The 20,207-nt window shown below is 41.5% G+C and carries 19 protein-coding genes; 15 read left to right on the top strand and 4 right to left on the bottom strand.

Features of this window, described 5'->3' with window-relative positions; translation table 11 throughout:
* Positions 1-5: 5 nt before the first annotated feature.
* From IPM71_10955 to lpdA, 4 genes are all read left to right on the top strand, one after another.
* Positions 6-2,429 carry a carboxypeptidase-like regulatory domain-containing protein gene (locus IPM71_10955; protein ID QQS50111.1) on the top strand — a complete coding sequence of 808 codons (2,424 nt, stop codon included), beginning with the start codon at positions 6-8 and terminating at the stop codon, positions 2,427-2,429.
* Positions 2,419-3,033 (top strand): hypothetical protein, encoded by a 615-nt coding sequence (locus IPM71_10950; protein ID QQS50110.1) that lies wholly within the window; start codon positions 2,419-2,421, stop codon positions 3,031-3,033. Before IPM71_10955 ends, IPM71_10950 begins: the two co-directional genes overlap by 11 nt.
* A gap of 220 nt (positions 3,034-3,253) precedes the next feature.
* Positions 3,254-4,369, top strand: coding sequence for a methylmalonyl Co-A mutase-associated GTPase MeaB (gene meaB, locus IPM71_10945; protein QQS50109.1), 1,116 nt, complete (start codon positions 3,254-3,256; stop codon positions 4,367-4,369).
* A gap of 181 nt (positions 4,370-4,550) precedes the next feature.
* Positions 4,551-5,942, top strand: coding sequence for a dihydrolipoyl dehydrogenase (gene lpdA / locus IPM71_10940; GenBank protein QQS50108.1), 1,392 nt, complete (start codon positions 4,551-4,553; stop codon positions 5,940-5,942).
* A gap of 71 nt (positions 5,943-6,013) precedes the next feature.
* Here lpdA and IPM71_10935 read toward each other — a convergent pair whose 3' ends face one another.
* Positions 6,014-6,220 (bottom strand): hypothetical protein, encoded by a 207-nt coding sequence (locus tag IPM71_10935; GenBank protein ID QQS50107.1) that lies wholly within the window; start codon positions 6,218-6,220, stop codon positions 6,014-6,016.
* Between the two features lie 485 nt (positions 6,221-6,705).
* On the opposite strand from IPM71_10935, the gene IPM71_10930 reads away from it, so the two are divergent.
* The 7 genes from IPM71_10930 to IPM71_10900 all read left to right on the top strand — a co-directional run bounded on the left by IPM71_10930 (position 6,706) and on the right by IPM71_10900 (position 13,247).
* Positions 6,706-7,500 carry a hypothetical protein gene (locus IPM71_10930; protein QQS50106.1) on the top strand — a complete coding sequence of 265 codons (795 nt, stop codon included), beginning with the start codon at positions 6,706-6,708 and terminating at the stop codon, positions 7,498-7,500.
* A gap of 158 nt (positions 7,501-7,658) precedes the next feature.
* Entirely contained in the window at positions 7,659-8,783 is a 1,125-nt protein-coding gene (locus IPM71_10925) for a hypothetical protein (protein ID QQS50105.1), read from the top strand.
* Between the two features lie 21 nt (positions 8,784-8,804).
* Positions 8,805-9,599 (top strand): SDR family oxidoreductase, encoded by a 795-nt coding sequence (locus IPM71_10920; protein ID QQS50104.1) that lies wholly within the window; start codon positions 8,805-8,807, stop codon positions 9,597-9,599.
* A 71-nt stretch (positions 9,600-9,670) separates the two neighbouring features.
* Positions 9,671-10,045 (top strand): DUF2116 family Zn-ribbon domain-containing protein, encoded by a 375-nt coding sequence (locus IPM71_10915; protein QQS50103.1) that lies wholly within the window; start codon positions 9,671-9,673, stop codon positions 10,043-10,045.
* A gap of 129 nt (positions 10,046-10,174) precedes the next feature.
* Entirely contained in the window at positions 10,175-11,170 is a 996-nt protein-coding gene (locus IPM71_10910) for an NAD(P)H-dependent glycerol-3-phosphate dehydrogenase (protein QQS50102.1), read from the top strand.
* Positions 11,171-11,182: 12 nt separating this feature from the next.
* A complete protein-coding gene (locus IPM71_10905; protein ID QQS50101.1) occupies positions 11,183-12,526 on the top strand; it encodes a glucose-6-phosphate isomerase in 1,344 nt (447 codons plus the stop codon).
* 103 nt (positions 12,527-12,629) lie between these two features.
* The gene (locus tag IPM71_10900; protein QQS50100.1) at positions 12,630-13,247 is read left to right on the top strand and encodes a DUF479 domain-containing protein; all 618 of its coding nucleotides are present in this window, start codon (positions 12,630-12,632) and stop codon (positions 13,245-13,247) included.
* On the opposite strand, the gene IPM71_10895 is transcribed toward IPM71_10900, so the two are convergent.
* The 3 genes from IPM71_10895 to IPM71_10885 form a co-directional block, all read right to left on the bottom strand.
* Positions 13,244-13,831: a DNA-3-methyladenine glycosylase I gene (locus IPM71_10895; protein QQS52823.1), complete on the bottom strand. Its 588-nt coding sequence runs from the start codon at positions 13,829-13,831 to the stop codon at positions 13,244-13,246. The two genes, IPM71_10900 and IPM71_10895, sit on opposite strands and share 4 nt — an antisense overlap.
* A gap of 19 nt (positions 13,832-13,850) precedes the next feature.
* A complete protein-coding gene (locus tag IPM71_10890) occupies positions 13,851-14,549 on the bottom strand; it encodes a noncanonical pyrimidine nucleotidase, YjjG family (GenBank protein ID QQS50099.1) in 699 nt (232 codons plus the stop codon).
* A gap of 117 nt (positions 14,550-14,666) precedes the next feature.
* Entirely contained in the window at positions 14,667-15,665 is a 999-nt protein-coding gene (locus tag IPM71_10885) for a hypothetical protein (protein ID QQS50098.1), read from the bottom strand.
* A 254-nt stretch (positions 15,666-15,919) separates the two neighbouring features.
* On the opposite strand from IPM71_10885, the gene rpmH reads away from it, so the two are divergent.
* The 4 genes from rpmH to IPM71_10865 all read left to right on the top strand — a co-directional run bounded on the left by rpmH (position 15,920) and on the right by IPM71_10865 (position 20,186).
* Positions 15,920-16,075 carry a 50S ribosomal protein L34 gene (gene rpmH / locus IPM71_10880; protein QQS50097.1) on the top strand — a complete coding sequence of 52 codons (156 nt, stop codon included), beginning with the start codon at positions 15,920-15,922 and terminating at the stop codon, positions 16,073-16,075.
* A 270-nt stretch (positions 16,076-16,345) separates the two neighbouring features.
* Entirely contained in the window at positions 16,346-17,194 is an 849-nt protein-coding gene (locus IPM71_10875) for a PASTA domain-containing protein (protein QQS50096.1), read from the top strand.
* On the top strand, positions 17,178-19,133 hold the full coding sequence (locus IPM71_10870; GenBank protein ID QQS50095.1) for a T9SS type A sorting domain-containing protein: 1,956 nt from the start codon (positions 17,178-17,180) through the stop codon (positions 19,131-19,133). Before IPM71_10875 ends, IPM71_10870 begins: the two co-directional genes overlap by 17 nt.
* Positions 19,134-20,186 (top strand): RluA family pseudouridine synthase, encoded by a 1,053-nt coding sequence (locus tag IPM71_10865; protein QQS50094.1) that lies wholly within the window; start codon positions 19,134-19,136, stop codon positions 20,184-20,186.
* The last annotated feature ends 21 nt before the right edge of the window (positions 20,187-20,207 follow it).

The following is a 20,207-nucleotide window of genomic DNA, read 5'->3' as shown; positions in this document are numbered from 1 at the left end:
AAACTATGGGGTTTAGGAAAACAGTTACTCTTTTAGGTTTTATTGTCCTGCACAATCTTTTTCTGCATTCACAGGTCAGGGTTTCGGGGTTTGTAAAGGATAAAGGCACAGGCGAATTGCTGGTGGGTAGCCATATTCTTGAGCAAGGCACACACCATGCAACCATCACCGACAATAACGGCTACTTTTCTATCATAGTCGCAAACAATGCTTGTTTAGAGGTGGTTTATGTCGGGTATAATCGTTTAATAATTAAAACTGAATCAATAACAGATACAATTATACAGGTTGAGCTAACATCTGATAACCTGTTGGAAGAAGTGATCGTGAATGCCCCAAAAGCACAGATTCCGAATGTTTCCAGCCTTTCGATTAAAGAGTTACAATTTCTTCCATCCTTAGGCTCCCAGCCCGATGTGCTAAAAACTATTCAATTGTTGCCTGGTATTCAAACCACTAACGAAGGTTCCAGTCTATTATTGGTTCGTGGCGGCGATCCCGGGCAGAACCAATATCTGATAGACAATACTCCGTTAATTTATGTCAACCATCTGGGTGGTTTTACCTCGGTTTTTAACCCCGATATGATCAACAATGTGAATGTGTACAAAGGAGGGTTTCCGGCAAAATATGGAGGCAAACTTTCTTCCATTGTAGATATTGCCCAGCGCGAAGGAAGTGCATCGGGCTTAAAAGGTTCATTTAGTATTGGTATTACCGATTTGTCATTCAGCATCGAAGGGCCCATAAAAAAGAAATCGACCTTTATTGTTACAGGCCGAACTTCTTTTCTGGGGCTATTTTCGGCATTGTTAACGCAGGTAGCCGATGGAAACTATTATACCTTATTTTATGGTTTTCACGATATCAATGCAAAGTATAGCTGGAAACCGAATACAAAAAATAGTGTGCACCTCAATTTATACCAGGGCGATGATTACCTTCATTACAAAATGAAGAGCAGCGAACTGCAAGAGGGTGAAAAAAGAACCACAGGCTATATTTGGGGTAATTGGCTGCTATCGGCAAAATGGAATACAATCTTTTCGGGTAAATTACGGTCAGCAAACAGCCTTTCTGTAACGCGTTACAGGCTTAAAAACTCACAGGAGTTTATTACTAAAACAGGTGAGGGCGAGTATGATTATACAAAAGAATTTCTCTCCTCTATAAAAGATTTTTCTTTGTTCTCCGATTGGAAATACAATGTGGCAAGAAACTACTCGCTTGAATTTGGCTTGCATTCATCTTACCTTGTTAATTTACCAAACCAAACTACCCAGAGCAACCAACAGCAGCAGAATGCAGAGCCAATCAATGCCCTTCAATCGAGTGTTTTTGTCGAAAACCATTTTAAATTTCTCGAAAGATCTTATGCCAATGTAGGTCTCAGGCTCAACAATTACGCAACCAGCAACTATACAGCCTTTCACGTTGAACCGCGTATTCTTCTGAACTTTGGGTTGAACACTACCCATTCTGTCAACCTGAGTTTTATGAGGGTGTATCAATATTCGCATCTGTTGTTTACGCCAGGAAGTATCAACAACAACGAAATCTGGATTCCTTCCGACCAAACCATTCAGCCTTCTTATGCCGACCAGTATACAATTGGCTGGCAGGCAAACCTTTCTGAAGGGGCTTATAGTGTGGAATTTAACTTGTATTATAAAAACATGGCCAATCTGGCAACCTATAAAGAAGGATATTCGACCATTATGGGTGATCCGAACTGGAAATCGAAAATTGAAACAGGAGGCAAAGGCAAATCAGAAGGACTGGAGGTTTTTGGCCGAAAGAATTACGGAAACTGGACAGGATTTTTGAGTTATACCTGGTCGCATACCACCCGGGAGTATGGCAATATCAATAAGGGGAATGAATTTTTATTCGATTTCGACCGGCCTCATAGTTTCTCCACAGGAATTATTCACCAACTGAATGAAAAATGGCAGGTAAACCTGGCATGGATCTATCAATCGGGCATACCTTATACACCTGCGGTTGGCAGGCAATATACTTCCGCTTCGGGTTACGATGCCTATTATCATTCCGATATCTATGAAGCCCTTATCTATGGCGCACGCAACAGCGGGCGGTTAAAACCCTATCACCGGCTCGATATTTCGTTTAATTACTCCACTAAAACCGACAGGGGAAACCAGGCCGTATGGACATTTTCGGTGTATAACGCCTATAACAGGCAAAACCCGTATTACTATTACTATAACACCAATGCCGGAGGCGAAATGTTGCCTCCTGATTACTCCAATGACTATAAACCCTTATCGCTCTACCAGATAAGCTTTTTGCCTATCCTACCATCGGTATCCTACAAGGTATATTTCAATGGCGATTACCACAGAAACAAAAAACAAAATCCTGATCAACAAAATAACTTTTTAAAATGGCTTTTTTATGAAAATTAATCCCTTAAAATTCAAAACCCTATTAGTGTTTATTGTTCTAGTTCTAACTGTAATTAACATTTCAGCACAAGAAAAGTCTTCAAATGAGAAAGTAAAACTTATGCTTGCTTATTCGAAGTACCGTGATACCGATTTTGTTTTTATCTCTACAAAGCATGACAATGATCCGATGGATATCAATGAAGTGGGTAATATTCGTCTTTCTTCTAATTATAGAATTAACAGATACATTGATGCAGGTCTTTATATTGGATACAGTTTTTACCAAACCTATATACCACATGATTTTGATAGCCTTGGGAATGCCCGTACTATTTCCTATGAGAATAGTCATTCTTTAATGTATGGTCTAAATTCAAATATACATATCCTGCCGTTTTTTATACAAAAAGAAAAATCAAGAATCGATGTGTACGCCTCCCTGCAATATGGGGGTATCCATTTATTCGAGCCGGAGGGCGGTATCAACACAAAGAAAGATTATGCAGAGTACGGTATATATGGCGGCTTGGCATTTTATCCCTTCAGGCACCTTGGTTTTTATGCCGAATATGGTTATGCCAAATATGCCAATTTGCGGTATGGACTGAGTTTGAAGTTTTAAAGAGATTTATTTACCGATGAAATGAGATGCCGTACAGTTCTGATTAATACTTTTTCTGATTTTGGTAATGATGCCAAAAATAGTTGGTAAAAAGCCTTGTACTCCCTGATGGTATTGATTTTCAAACGAGTTTACTGAATACTTTTTAAAACCCCTATTCGCTTTGTTTGTAAATCAGTCCTCAATAATGCAAAGCCTGTCCTATCTTTGCAGCACAAGCATGAAACACCCAAAAAGCCATAAAAGCGCCTTATCGGTTGCCGAAGGAGTTCCTCAGCCACCTTCCACGCATTCTAATGCAGTAGAGCAACTGCGTAGGCTAAAGAAATCAAAACCCACCGCCGAAACCATTGCCCGGGAGCTAATGAATGGAGACATTACCCAGCTAAGTCGCGCAATAACCCTTATAGAAAGTAACCTGGCAAGCCATCAGCAGCAAGCACAGCAAATTCTGAAAATTTGCCTACCGGCGGCAGGCAATTCGGTACGAATTGGCATTACCGGTGTGCCCGGTGTGGGAAAAAGCACTTTTATCGAATCGTTTGGAAAAGCCTTAACGCACAAAGGCCATAAGGTGGCTGTATTGGCCATAGACCCCAGCAGTGAGCGAACGAAAGGAAGCATATTGGGCGATAAAACCCGCATGGAATTACTCGCAAACGATAAAAATGCATTTATCCGGCCTTCACCCTCGGCAGGTTCATTGGGCGGTGTGGCCCGAAAAACTCGAGAAACAATTTTTTTATGCGAAGCGGCCGGATTCGACATCATTGTAATAGAAACCGTGGGGGTGGGCCAGTCCGAAATTGCCGTGCATTCCATGGTCGACTTTTTTCTGTTGCTCATGCTCGCCGGTGCTGGCGATGAGTTGCAGGGAATCAAAAGAGGCATCATGGAAATGGCCGACCTCATTGCCATTACCAAAGCCGATGGCAACAACGCCCACAAAGCCGGTATTGCCAGGCTAGAATACCTGAATGCCCTGCACCTGTTCCCTAAATCCGAATCGGGCTGGAAACCTGATGTAATAACCTGTTCGGCATTGCAAAATGTTGGCATCGATGCTATTTGGGATAAAATAACCGAATACCGGACCTTTACCATCCAGAATGGCTATTTCGAAAACAGAAGGAACGACCAGAATAAATATTGGATGTACGAAACCATTGAGGAAAAGCTAAAAAACAGCTTTTATTCCAACCCGCAAATATTGGCGCAAATGGAGCAGCTAACACAAAAAGTTTTGCAGGGTGAGATGAGTTCATTTGTGGCAGCCTCGGAATTACTCGATCAGTATTTCCGGTTTCTTGGATCAAACGGATTGTCTGCTGAATAGGTGTCAAAGCGTGCAGGCATACTATGCAGGATGTATTTTTTCATGTTCTTCACCATAACCAAAAATAAGCTGAAGCCAAACCATTTTAGAAAATCTTTGTTTAGTCATAGGTTTTTCGTGTAAAATGGTTTTTCTTGATACTTATGTTTTAACTGATGTTTAATTAATATATACACTATACATGGAATACGATGTAATCATCATTGGCAGTGGTCCCGGAGGATATGTAACCGCCATAAGGGCAGCACAACTGGGTTTCAAAACGGCGGTAGTTGAAAAAGCCGAATTAGGTGGCGTATGCCTCAACTGGGGTTGCATCCCCACCAAATCGCTTCTGAAAAGTGCGCAGGTTTTTGAATACCTGCAGCATGCTGCCGATTATGGCATAAGCATTAAAGGTGAAGCCAAAGCCGATTTCGAAAAAATGGTATCGCGAAGCCGCGAAGTGGCAGGAGGTATGAGCAAGGGAATTCAATTCCTGCTAAAGAAGAATAAAATCGACCACCTTCAGGGTACCGGAAAAATTACTGCCAAGGCCACTGTAAGTGTTACCGACGAGAAAGGAAAAACAGAGCAATACAAAGCCAAACATATTATTCTGGCCACAGGAGCACGCTCCAGACAATTGCCCAATCTGCCCATCGATGGCGAAAAGATTATTGGCTACCGCCAGGCGATGGTTTTGAAGAAACAACCTGAGAGCATGCTAGTGGTAGGTTCCGGAGCTATAGGTAGCGAGTTTGCCTACTTTTACAACACCATCGGCACCAAGGTGACGTTGGTAGAATATATGCCCAACATTGTTCCCCTCGAAGACGAAGAAGTATCGAAAACCCTTGAGCGCAGCTTTAAAAAAGCTGGCATGACTGTAATGACAGGCAGCACCGTGGAATCTGTCGACAGCAAAGGCAAAAAATGCAAAGTAAGCATTAAAACCCCGAAAGGAACTGAAGAAGTCGAAGCCGACATCGTATTATCGGCTGTGGGCATTGCACCCAATATCGAAGGTATAGGGCTTGAAGAAATGGGAATTTCAATTGAAAACGGAAAGGTAAAAGTAGATGCTTATTACCGCACCAATGTAGAAGGCATCTATGCCATTGGCGATATTGTTTCGGGTCCGGCTCTTGCCCATGTGGCCTCAGCCGAAGGCATTACATGTGTGGAAGCCATTGCAGGCCTGAAGCCCGAAGCCATTAACTACTCCAACATACCTGGTTGCACCTACACTGTTCCGGAGGTTGCGTCAGTGGGTATGACAGAAAAACAAGCCAAAGAATCAGGCCATGAAATAAAAATCGGCAAGTTTCCCTTTAGCGCCTCCGGAAAAGCAAGTGCAGCAGGCAACAAAGATGGTTTTGTGAAACTCATTTTCGATTCGAAATATGGCGAACTGCTTGGTGCGCATTTAATAGGGTTGAATGTAACAGAAATGATTGCTGAACTGGTAGTGGCAAAAAAATTGGAAACAACAGGTCATGAACTCATCAAAGCCATTCACCCGCACCCTACCATGTCTGAAGCGATTATGGAAGCTGCTGCTGCAGCCTATGGCGAAGTGATTCATATTTAAATCGATTGGGCATAAAACAGTAAGGGCTGAAACAACACTGCTTCAGCCCTTACATGTTCTTCAAAAACCCATCAATAAGAAAACATGTATTTCTTTTTAAGCTCTCTTTGGTATTCTCTGATTTTTTCTTCGAGAAGCTTATTTTCCTCTTCGAGGTGAGTGGTACTTTGGCTCTCAATCTCCAGTTCGCGCATGAACCGGCGGTTAAGGATAATACGCTTCTGGCATTCGTAAATGCTCGAAACTAACCCCTTGATATTGTATTTAATGTCTAACATGAGGTTGGATAGCTTGGTTTGGTAACTCCAAAGATACCCGTAATCTCCTCCTTTTCCCAGCTTACAGGCATGATGTTGATTACTGAAAATTGATGATATAAATCAGTCTTCATTTCTGTTTGTGCGTTGATATTAATTCGCCTGTGAAATGAAGCTCCCCGCAGCAAGCTGACGGGGTATCTGTAAAGGATTTTATTTTATTCGCCAGAAGAGGCGGGGTATTTACCCGTGCACCGCTTTCAGTCCCGATTTAAATCGGGATTCGACTATAAAATTTCATTTCGTGAACGGATGAAATTTAAGTTTCACGAATAAACTAACGAAAAATATAGTTTAGACGACAATCCGAACTCGTTATAATTAAGTATTTTCAGTTTTCGGTTGTATTTTTACTAGATGCAGTAACTAATAAAAAAAAATATCGTCCTATCTTTAAACTCTAATTGAACAGAAACCAATATTTCTTACCCGCAAATACTAAAAATATGAAAAGAATTGTATTCCTGGCGTGCCTACTTGCATGCTCAACCACCTTCTTTCAACTGAACGCCCAGACGGATACCTATTCCACATCGGCTGGGGAGATGATTTTCTCCTGGGGTGAAACACCCTTATCAAAAGATTTTATGGCCCGCTTTCCCCTTGCTAAAATTTCGGATTATCCGGTTCGTTTTACTGTTTTCTTCCACGTACAACAGTTCTGGCACCTCGATTTAAACGACAACCTAGGATTTTTTACCGGCCTTGCAATCCGAAACATTGGTATGATCTCAGATGAATTTTTACCTAAAAACTATGAGACTGCCGCAACTTCTGATGATTACTTCAATGCAAAAATAATCCGCAGGACCTATTCCTTAGGTCTTCCGCTTGCCGTAAAACTAGGTTCATTCAGTAACCACCTGTACATTTATGGAGGTGGAGAAATTGAATGGGCTTTCCACATGAAAGAAAAATGGTGGGACCAGCACAGTCGCGATGGATCGAAAACAAAAACCACTACCTGGTGGCCCAACCAGCTCAACACTCTGCAGCCTTCAGCATTTATTGGTGCCCAGTTTCCGGGTGGAATAAACCTGAAAATGAAATATTACCTCGACAACTTCCTGAACCACGATTACGACGTATACAAAAATGCAACTACTCCAGGACAAGCGGTGTCGGATTTGACTAAATACGAAAGCAGCCAGCTGGTTTATGTATCTCTATCCTTCCAATTCCAGACTTCGCAAATAATGAAACAGTTTGACTCGGATAAATCTGTCGCCTCGAACTATTAAAATATTGTTTATCAAAAGCCCGTTACATAGGAGTAACGGGCTTTTTTTGTCGTCTTAACTTTTTTTGATAGCCTGCAAGAATCAGGGAATTTCTTATCAAACTTGAATTGGTGTAGATTTTGTAAGTTCCACGCAATTATTACTAAAAACCATTTAATATGAAAGCTCAGCGTTTCCGCTTTTCACTTTTAGTGTTAGCAACTATTCCCTCGCTCTTTTGCAATGCACAACATTATAGAGCTTATACCGATTACATGGACAAGTTTTGGGTGTTTGAAAAAGGCAAAAGCACCAAAATTGAAGATTTAAGGCCCCAGGCTTACATGGTTGGCGGCGAAGGTGTTCTGTACATCAACAGTGCCGGAAAACTGATGCTTTATGCCGATGGACAGCTAAGCCAGCTCGAACTGGGAGGCGTGAACCTTCAGGACCTGCATGCCACAGACCATTTGATCGTATACAATATCTTCGAAAAACTTAAAACAGTGCAAAATGGCGAAGTGATTGAACTAAGTTCAAGATGCCCAATTTACCGGGTGCAAGATAGTCTGGTGGCTTTTTACGATAAAAACAAGGAATCATTAAGGGTGTTTTATCACGGTCAGGTGCAGGATATTGAGTCCGGAATGATTGGGGTGCCAGTAGAGAAATTTGCAGCCGGAGACAATATTGTAGCCTATGTATCGAGCCGCACGAAAGACTTTAAGGTCTGGTACCAGGGCGAAGTGACTACTCTCATAAAAAATGTAGCAGACATTAAATTCAAAGCCGGAAAAGATGTAGTTGCCTATATCGACCCGCTCGACCAGGTTTTTAAAGCCTTTTACAAGGGCGAAATCTATACCCTCAGCGATTTCAATCCTCAATCGTTTAATATGGGCGATGGCTTTGTTGCCTTTGTCGACCAGATGGGAGAATTTAAATACTTCTCGAATGGCGAAGTAACCACCATCAGTACTATACCACCCGATGGTTACCTGTGCGAAGATTACAGCTTAGCCTATGTGCAAAACGGACGTTTTATGATCTGGCACAACATGCAGGCACTGGAAATGGAAGCCTGGGTACCCTCGGTTTATAAAATTGACTGGAACACTATTGCATACCTCGATAACAGTCAAAGAATCTGGATTATTCAGAACGGTGAAAAGAAATTCTTCTCGAACGAACTGGTAAACAGCTTTGATATTTACCGTGACCTTATTGAGATGAACGTAAAAGTGGACCGGAACATTATCTACTATACGGGCGAATTCTATGAAGGAGAATCCTTTTACCGCTAGTACAATTCCCTGTTCGTCAGCATGCCTAACTACACTCTAATTACTGGTGCATCCAGTGGAATCGGATACGAATTGGCCAAAGTATTTGCCCGCAATGGCCATAACCTGTTGCTTGTAGCAAGGCGAGAAGCGAGGTTGAAAGAGAGTTGCGCTCAATTAATTAATTCATTCAATATTCAGGCATTGTATTTTCCTTGCGACCTGACCAGTGAGGTTGAAATCGAAAAATTATTTGATTTTATTCGTACGCATTCGCTTCAGATCAACTACCTCGTAAACAATGCAGGTGTGGGGCATTTTAGCCTTTTCGAACAATCCGATCCGGTCAAAAACAACCATTTACTCGATTTAAACATTAAAGCGGTGATAAGCCTCACGCATCGGCTTTTACCCAATTTAAAGAATAATACTCCTTCAGCAATTCTGAATATCTCATCCATGGCAGCCTGGATGCCTGGCCCCTATATCGCGGTCTATGCAGCCACAAAATCATTCGTACTAAGTTTTTCTCAATCTTTGGCCAGTGAACTTGAAGATAAAGATGTGCAGGTTTCTGTGCTCTGCCCGGCCGATGTGGTGACTGAATTTCAGAAGCATGCCAATCTGGAAAATTTCGAAATAAAAGAATCCATTTCTGTACATGAGCTTGCGGAATACACCTACCAGCAATTTGTCCTGGAGCATAAATTACTCATCATCCCGCCCGATGCACAAAAGAAAATTGACAGCATGACCCGCTCCGGTTCCGCAGAAGTAATTAGCCGAAATCTTTACAAAATACGAAAATTACTTGCCAATAAGTTGGGAATAAACTAACTCCCGAATCATTCAGCTATTGGATTTTATTGCAACGAAACGTATTTTTGAAAAATGGCAATACGTTCAGGATGAATGAAAAAAGAAACTGCCCCGTTTGTGGCGATGCACTCACAGGACGAATCGATAAAAAATTCTGCTCCGACCAATGCCGGAATACCTTTAACAATCAAGCTAAAGGTTATAGCACAGGCTATGTGCGGGAAATAAATGCTATACTGCGCAAAAACCGAAAAATTCTGGAGGACCTGAATCCAAACGGTAAAACAAAGGTTCATAAGTCGCAACTAAGCCGCAATGGATTCGATTTTAATTACTTTACGAATATTTACACCACCAAAAGCGGTAACACCTATTATTTCTGCTACGAACAAGGATACCTGGCGCTCGAAAACAACTATTATGCACTTGTAACGCGCGAAAACCCTGATACAAAAACCTCCTGAGTATTTCTTCATTCAAGTAAATATTTCTCCTCTGACTACGAATTCTACCTTCAAATGGCATTTTGAATAAAAAACATGCAGCAGGTATGGGAATGAATCGTATTTTTGTCGTCTTAAACCAAGAAAAAAATGGAGCCATCGAGGCAGATTTGTGTCATTGGAGGAGGTAGTTGGGCTACAGCCCTTGTCAAGCTGCTGCAAAACAACAATCAGAAAATAAACTGGTACATCCGCCGCGAAGAAGTTATCGAGCAGATTAAGAAATACCGTCACAACCCAAATTACCTGAGCTCTATCCAGTTCGACATTAGCGCCATAAATTTTTACAACAAGATTAACGAAGCCATAGAAGATTCTGATATAATTATAGTGGCTGTGCCTGCTACTTTTATCGAAGAAACCTTTATAAAATATTATGGCGACTACACAAAGAAATTTATTTTTTCGGCCGTTAAAGGTATTGTTCCTCACCATAACCTAACCGTTACCGAATTTTTTAATAAGCATTACAATGTACCTTTCAGCAAGGTTGGTATCATTTCGGGGCCCTGTCATGCCGAGGAAATAGCTTTGGAACGCCTCTCCTATTTAACTGTTTCGTCGAAAAATCCTGCTGATGCCAATTACATGGCTGAGCGTATCAGTTGCCATTACCTCCATGCCAAAACATCGTCCGACATTTATGGCACTGAGTATGCTGCAGTACTAAAGAACATCATAGCCATTGCTGCAGGTATTTGTCACGGATTGGGCTATGGCGATAATTTTCAGGCTGTGCTTATATCAAACGCCATCCAAGAGATTAAACGCTTTCTGGATAAAACTTATCCAAGCAAACGAAAAATTAATACTTCACCCTATCTGGGCGACCTACTTGTTACCTGTTACTCTCAATTCAGCCGAAACAGGACCTTTGGCAATATGATTGGCAAGGGCTATTCGGTAAAATCGGCCCAGCTCGAAATGAACATGGTGGCGGAAGGAGTCAACGCGGTAAACTGTATCAGTCAGATCAATGAACAGCATAAGGTAAAAATGCCAATCACTTCGGCTGTCTATAATATTCTGCAGAACAAAGTTTCTCCGGCTATTGAGATTCAACTACTCACTGAAAAATTAAAATAACTAATTTATCGAATGGATACTATCAAACTGAACATTGAAAAAGTTTTCGGATTTGTAGATAAATCTGAAATCACCGGCTTAAAAGAAAAAGCCAATGCGGCCAACAAGGCCCTTGAAAACAAAACAGGTAAAGGAAATGATTTTCTGGGTTGGGTTAACCTGCCCTCATCCATTACCGCTTCCGAATTAAAAGATATAGAAGATACTGCTAAAAAGTTGCAAAGCCAGATTGAAGTGCTGGTAGTAATTGGCATAGGTGGTTCATTTTTAGGCACCAAGGCTATTGCTGAGGCACTTACCGATACCTTTGCTGCGATGAAAAACCAGAAAGGCAAGCCAGCCATCGTTTTTGCCGGTCAAAACATCGGCGAAGATTATCTGGTTGAATTGCTTCAGTTACTAGACCAGAGGCCATATGGTGTAGTGGTTATTTCCAAATCGGGCACCACAACTGAGCCTGCCATTGCATTCAGAATTATTAAGAATCACCTCGAGGCAAAAGTGGGTGTTCAAAAGGCCAGGGAATTAATTATTGCCGTAACGGATGAAAGTAAAGGCGCACTTCGAACACTTGCAACTCAGGAAGGTTATAAAACCTATGTGATACCCGACGATGTGGGTGGCCGCTATTCGGTGCTGACGCCTGTTGGACTGGTTCCGCTGGCCATTGCTGGTTTTGATGTTAAGTCATTGGTAAAGGGAGCTGTTGAGATGGAAAAAAACTGTCACTCATCGAAAGATTTCGAACAAAACCTTGCCTGTCAGTATGCAGCAGCGCGTATTGCACTTTATAATTCGGGTAAAAAAATTGAGATTCTAGCCAACTTCGAAAATAAATTGCATTACCTGGCCGAATGGTGGAAACAGCTTTATGGCGAAAGCGATGGAAAAGACAACCTGGGAATATTCCCCGGCAGTGTAGACTTCACGGCTGATCTTCACTCCATGGGTCAGTATATTCAAGAAGGCGAACGCCACTTGTTCGAAACAGTGATATCGATAGCAAAAACCAAATACAAACTCACCATTCCGGCCGACAAGGATAATCTCGACAGTCTGAACTTCCTGACTGGAAAGAATATCGATTATGTAAATAAAATGGCTGAACTTGGTACCCAGATTGCCCATGTGGATGGCGGTGTACCGAATATTCGCATCGAACTCCCCGAACTGAACGAATACTACCTTGGACAACTGATTTATTTCTTCGAAAAAGCCTGTGGCATTGGAGGTTACCTAATGGACATTAACCCATTTAACCAACCCGGTGTAGAAGCTTACAAGAAGAAAATGTTTGCTTTGCTCGAGAAACCGGGTTTCGAAGAAGAGACAAAAAAAATCAAAGCACGCCTGTAATTGACAATACGAGGGCAGGTAAAAATCCTGTCGGACATACTAAAACAAAAAACCATCTGTTAATACAGCAGATGGTTTTTTGTTTTTCACTATCTTTCAGAATATGAATTACCTGGCGCACATATTTCTTTCTGGCACCGAAGAGGCTGTGGTGATTGGGAATTTTATTGGCGATTATGTAAAGGGGCGTGAATACCTGAAATACCCTCCGAACATACAGAAAGGACTGGTTTTGCACCGCCAGATCGATACCTTTACCGACTCGCACAAGGTGGTAGCGCAGAGTAAAAAATACATTGCCCCGCAATACGGCAAGTGGGCTGGCATTATCATCGATATATTTTACGACCACTTTCTGATTAAAAATTGGGATAAGTTTTGCCCTGTACCTCTTGAACAATACAAAGAAGATATTTTTGATGTTTTACAAAAGTATTATCCTGTTCTGCCAGACAGGGTAAAATACTTTGTTCCTTCTTTTATACAAAACGATTGGATTAATACTTACAGCACCACAGAAGGCATCATTAACGTGGTTTACAACATGTCGCTTCGGACGCACCTTCCGGACAATTCTGCATTTGCTGCCGAGGTACTTAAAAAATACTATATTCAGTTCGACAGTGAGTTTATGACCTATTTCCCTGAATTAATTAAGTATGTGATTGAAAATTTCGAGATACGCATACCACTGGTCGACAACAACATTCTATATCGTTAGTGTTGCCCAAGCGCTTGTATCTCTCGATATCGAAAACAAGTTATAACATGGTCGTTTACCATGCCGGTGGCCTGCATATGAGCATATACAACGGTAGAGCCCACAAATTTAAATCCCCGTTTTTTCAGATCGAGGCTAATTGTATCTGAAAGAGCAGTTCTGGCAGGCAGTTCTTTTATCGATTTAAAACTATTCTGTATGGGTTTACCGTCTACAAAGCTCCAAATGTAGTGGCTAAAACTGCCATACTCTTTTTGAATTCTGATAAAAGCCTGAGCATTGCTAATGGTAGCAAGAATCTTAAGCCTGTTGCGCACAATACTGCTATCACCAAGTAGTTGGTCAATTTTATCCTGATTGTATTTGGCAATCTTCTTACAATCGAAATGATCCAGTGCCATCCTGAAGTTTTCGCGTTTGCGCAGAATGGTAATCCAGCTTAGTCCGGCCTGAAAGGTTTCCAGCACCAGAAATTCGAATAGTTTTGTATCGTCCAAAACAGGCACTCCCCACTCCCAATCGTGGTAGGCAAGGTACAATGGATCCTGCCCGGGCCATTCGCAGCGGCATTTTTCCTGGCTCATCATGTAAAAGTTTTATAAGTTAAACTTTTAGAATCGTCTTTAACTCCAGAAGGTTGTCTATCTCAAATGTAGGTACATCTTCAGTTTTTACCTGATCGTGGTTGTACCATACCTGGTCGATACCGAAAAGCTTTGCTCCCCGAATATCTGTTTCGAAATTTTCGCCCACAAAAATGCTTTGGTCCTTCCGCGCATTAGACGATTTTATCGACTCTTCGAAAATGCGCCTGTCAGGTTTTGCCACCCCAAGCCGATCGGATGTAAATACATTTTCGAAAAAATCAATAATCCCGCTTGCCTCCATCTTTTGCAACTGCACCTTGTAAAATCCATTTGAAAGGATGTACAGTTTATAATGTGGCCGGAGGTAGGCAAGCACTTCAACGGCATTCGGCATGAGCATTGCTTTTGTAGGCGCTATGAGCGAATAATAATCGCTGACATCGTTCATCAGACTCTGGTTCGAAATACCAAAATCGTCGAACAACAATCGAAAACGCTCAATGCGCAATTCGGTTTTAGTTATTTCTCTCTTCTCGTAGAGTTTCCAAACATACAAATTATGGCGTTGATAGTCTGATATCCATTTTTGCTTATCCTTCACTACTGTATTTAAACCAAAAGTATCGAGAATTTCAAGCAGTGTCTGCGCCGAATTCGAATCAAAATCCCAAAGCGTACGGTCGAGATCGAAAAAAATATGTTTATAATGCTTCAAGCTTTAATATATAGAATGAAATTATAAAAAGATTGGTCAGAAATGGATCTCAATAAAAAGAATTGCGAAATCGTACTGCAAAGTAAACGCCTTGAGAACTTTTCATGGGCAGAAAAATCAGGGATTGTACCTCGATTGATTTAAAATCTCCTGGTAATCATTCATCCCTGCCAGCTCAGAAAGACTCACCGATTTATTGCGTTCCATAAAGGATTCTATAATTCGGTAACCTATCCATACGGCAGCCCTGGCAGGCGATTCAGACATAAAATCTTTGGTAAAGGGACCCGGATTTGTGAACTGAGCGATACGAAAACGATCACTTGTAAAAAGCAATTTCTGATCGATCAGATAGGCCCACATTTCTTTTTCGCTGTTCGCACAAAACTCGAGCTGCTTCGCCGTGAAACCCCACAATAAACTATCGGGAACTTCTGGTAACAACTGACCGGTAATATAGTAGGCCATCCCTTCGTAAAGTATTTGTGTTAAGAGTGTCTTTTTCGCAGGCTGATAATCGATGTCAGACAAAACCCAGGCTTTAATGGCATCGGGAACAATAAAGTCAGGTTGCATAGTTTGCCTTAGGTATAGTGGAATTGGAGGATATACCTTTTCGTACAAAGGCTCTCCAACGCCCAGGTATTTATCGAGGCTGATACCTAAAATTGACTGCCCGGTAACAATAGATTGATTTAAGCCTGACACATAGGTATACACCACAGGCAGTGGTTTTTCCGGAAAATTTTTCCGGTAGGCAACTAGCCCTTCCGTTAAACCTTGCTGCTGCATTGAAAAATCGGCAAAAACCTCTTTTGTACGCACTGCAAGCTGATGGATAGACTTATCGGAAACAAAATACAACAGATTATCGCTGAAAGCTTCTGAAGCCGTATCGCCAATCTCGATAATCCGACTCGAAAACAGAGCCATAAAATCAGGATATTGTGCCAACAACAAATTTGTGGTGTCGTGAAAGGCATAAATATCGGTGCCAAATAATTTTTGCTCAAACCGGATTATATCAACCCTACTTTCCGGGCTATCCTTTTTCTTTGCACCCGAACTACAAGAATATAGCACTGCACCAAGTCCAACGAAAACTATGATTTTCACAAAATTCCAACTGCTTTTATAAAGCATGCATTTCAAACTTTTCCAGTTCAATGGAACAGATGAAAAATGAAACCCATTCATAATAATAAATTAGTGTAACTAAAAATGCCCTTTCGAGTTTCAATATTATAGAATGTAGAGCGAGGCACCAAAACAATTTAGCAAAATATTTTATGAATTTATTTGTATAAAAACTAAAAAACGATACCTTTGCGCTTCTAAAAAATGTAAGCGATTCTTAAAACAATAAAGCGATGAAAAGAACATTTCAACCATCGGTAAGGAAAAGAAGAAACAAACACGGCTTCCGCGAAAGAATGTCAACTGCCAACGGAAGAAAAGTTCTTGCCCGTAGAAGAGTCAAAGGTAGAAAAAAGCTAACTGTTTCTGACGAGATTAGAAGAAAGTAAAAATATTTTTCTTACGAAAGAAAGGAAGGCAATAGCCTTCCTTTTTTTGTTTACCCCAGCAAATCCATAAAGAAGAAAGTAATGGTCCGCCATTATAATTAATTCTTGTATTTTGCGTTAATTATATCGCCATATTGTACCTTAATGCAATTAGCAAAATACTGTCGGGAGGAATCCTTGCAGACAAGTAAGCCGAAGTAGTGCCAACTTCTGGCAACAGTTAAACGGATTTGATTATTTTTGTTTTGAAAAAAATATAACTCCAAGTTTGTGGAAAAACCAACACACTTTTACTTTACCCGGATTTTTTGGCGTAACACCTCGTATGCCTTGGCCGGACTGATATTGCTTATTCTGCTTACCATGATTTATTTACGGATCTACACCCATCATGGCAGGGCAAGTGCCGTACCCGATTTTAGCGATATGCCCCTGGAAGATGCCATATCATTAATAGAAAAGAAAAAATTGCGTTATGAAATCTTCGACTCGCAATTTGTGGCAGGAAAAGGCTTTGGACTTGTTATCGACCAACATCCTGCCCCAGACTTTCTGGTTAAGAAAAATCGCAAGATCTTTTTTACCATCAGCTCAAGCAGCCCCGGAGAAATATTGATGCCAAACCTGGTAGGAATAACTCTGCGCGAAGCAAGAGTAAAGCTTGAGGGCTATGGATTGAATGTGGGTAAATTGTTTTACCGTTACGACATTTCAGAAAATATTGTACTGGAGCAGCAAGCCAAGGGAAAGATAATTGAATCTGGCGATTCAATTTTAAAAGGTTCGGCTGTTGACCTGGTACTTGGCAAAGGACTCGCTGATGTGCGTCGGATGGTCCCCAACCTAATTGGAATGAGTGTAGACCAGGCAAAAATTGAAGCCAACGATGCCACTTTTTACATTGGAGCTATCATCGAAGACAATTCAGTTGCAGAAGCTAGCCCCGATCGAAAGCCATTTATCTATAAACAGATACCCGAAAGCCACCCCGAAATTCTTCGCCCTCTGGGCTCTACCATTTCGCTCTATGTAACCCTCGACTCTGCCAAAATAGCTGGAGACAAGGAAGAAGATTTAATTTGGAACGAACTGAACGAGGAGAATGAAGCAGAGAATTAGCTTGTTATTTCTGATATTAATTAGTCAATCGCTGCTGATTTACGGACAGGAGATACGGGGTATTCCATCTCGCTCCGAAATGGGCCCTGGTTTGCGTTCATCCGCTTTCAAATCGTCGAAAAGCCTGGAAATACCCAAACCCGATGGCCATTTTTTTTTCGATGATTTCTCACAATACAGCACTTCGCTTTATCCTACATCGACAAACTGGCTCGACTCTCATGCAACAATTAGTTATTCCTATGCCGATTCTGCCATAAGCTATGGGGTTATCACACTCGATTGTTTCGATTCCTTCGGAAAAGTATATGAACCAATAGGTGGACCCAATCCATCCGATACCCTTACTTCTATGCGCATGGATTCAGTTGTCAAGGATAATCTATACCTATCATTTTTTATACAGGGAGGTGGTAAAGCCGACTACCCCGAAGAAGAGGACTCTCTATTGGTGCAGTTTTATCAGAGAAGTAAAGAGAAATGGGTTCAGGTTTGGGATACAACCGGGTTTAAAAGCCGCAGTTTTACCCAAATAATACTGCCTGTGGCCGATAGTATTGTCAGCGACAGCAATTTCCAGTTCCGGTTTATCAATTACACATCTCTGTCGGCCAGCGACGTGCAGGGCAAAGATGGTGCGCTGAGCAATGCCGATAACTGGCACATCGACTATATTCAGGTAAGAAATGCAAACAACCCGAATGAGCTTAAACAACTCAATGACGTAGCCATTTACGAAATGCCCGAACCTGTCTTCAAAACCTACACTTCTATCCCTTACTCACATCTGTTGTTTGCTTCCACCGAAATTAGAGGATCGAATACTGTTTGTTACCGTAATCATTTTAATAATCCAAACGACAGCCTCAGTGTGGCGCGAACACATGTGTACATCGATGTTCGCAACAACGACACCCTCGAAATAAAAGGACGTGGAGGTGGTATACAAAGCACGCTATTGCCAGGGGCTTATGATTGTAAAACCGACGATTTTAAAGTGAATTTTAAAACCGATCGCTATCCGGATCAAAATTGGGGTCGCTTTCAGTTGATTTCCTATATACAAACTCCTACCCGCGAGCAATATTTATGGAACGACACCATCAAACGGGAAGAAATGTATATGAATTATTATGCCTACGACGATGGCACCGCTGAATATGGCTATGGAATTACTGGTGCAGATGCTTACGAAACCAGCACTGCTGTGAGGTTTGAAATATACCACCCTAAAAACCTGCCCGACACGCTTACAGGTATGTATATTTACTTTAACAAGGCGGCAGAATTATACAATGCCAGTCTTGAGTTTCAGGCCAGGGTATGGAACGAAAGTGAAGGAAACCCCAACCAATTGCTCTATGCTTCAAGCGAACTTGAACTCTATACACCCGACACTACCAAAGGATTTAACAACCCTTCCGATTCAATCAATGGGTTTATGCGAATCGATTTTGACGAAGATGTGCTCGTTCCGAACATTTTTTATGTGGGCATCATACAATTTACCGACGAGTTTATAAATATCGGTTATGATGTGAGCCAGAATTCAAAATCAAACATCCGTTACTATTCCGACAACACCTGGAATTCGCTCAATGATCTTGTGAATATTCCCGAAGGATCGCTGATGATTCGCCCCATATTCGACCATGAGGAATACAGTTCTTCTGCCCGCAACCTTAAGGAAGATGTTTTGATGAATGTAAGCGTATATCCTAATCCGGTAAATACAAGCCTTACAATAGAAATCCCCTCAGGTGACTGGGCACAATTTCGTTTTAACTTATGCGATATTACGGGCCGTATGGTTAACCAGGGAAGGTTGGTCAGTAATACAATTGATTTTCAGGAGATGGAAGAGGGAATTTACTTTTTGCAACTTTTCCATATTTCCAGTGCCCAGCAACGTAGCTTCAAAATTATAAAAACACCTTAGTTGAATAACGAAATTATCGATCAGGACGAACTGAACGAAGGCTCCGATTTATACGAGCATCATCGCATTGCAGTGGACAAAGGCCAGAGCCTGTTGCGAATAGACAAATACTTGTTTAACAGACTTGAAGGGGTATCTCGCACGAAAATTCAAAATGCTTCACAAGCTGGCAATATTTTAGTAAACCAGATTCCTGTTAAAGCCAACTACAAAATTAAACCAGGCGATATTATTTCGGTGGTGTTACCCCATCCACCTTTCGAATTTCTACTGATTCCACAGGATATTCCGGTAAACATTGTTTACGAAGACGATGAATTAATTGTGGTAGATAAAGAAGCTGGCATGGTAGTTCACCCCGGACATGGCAATTACGAAGGTACGCTGGTAAACGCATTGCTCTATCACATGAAAGATGCACCCTTGTTTCAGAAGGGAGAAATACGCCCCGGACTGGTGCACCGAATCGACAAAAACACTTCAGGAATACTTGTAGTGGCAAAAACAGAATTTGCTCTTAATCACCTGGCCAAGCAGTTCTTCGATCGCACCACCAAAAGACGTTACGAGGCACTTGTTTGGGGTAGTTTCAATGAAACAGAAGGAACCATTGAGGGCCATATTGGTCGCAGCCTGAAAGACCGCATGAAAATGTATGTGTTCGCCGACGGAAGTGTTGGAAAACCTGCTATTACGCACTACTCAGTAATCGAACAATTAGGCTACATCAGCCACATCGAATGCCGACTGGAAACCGGTCGCACCCACCAAATAAGAGTGCACATGGAATACATCGGACATCCGATATTTAACGACGAACGCTATGGTGGCGACCAGATACTCAAAGGCACTACCTTTACCAAGTACAAGCAGTTTGTAAACAACTGCTTTAAAGAATTGCCACGGCATGCACTACACGCTAAAACACTGGCTTTCATTCACCCTAAAACGGGAAAAGAGATGTCCTTCACCTCTGAATTGCCTTCCGACATGAAAACTGTAATCAACAAATGGCGCACCTATATACAAAACAGGGAGTTGGAAGAAGATTGATCCTTTAAAAAATCACCAACC

Source organism: Bacteroidota bacterium (assembly GCA_016699695.1).
Classification (GTDB): domain Bacteria; phylum Bacteroidota; class Bacteroidia; order Bacteroidales; family UBA10428; genus UBA10428.
This window is presented reverse-complemented; position numbering and strand designations above follow the sequence as displayed.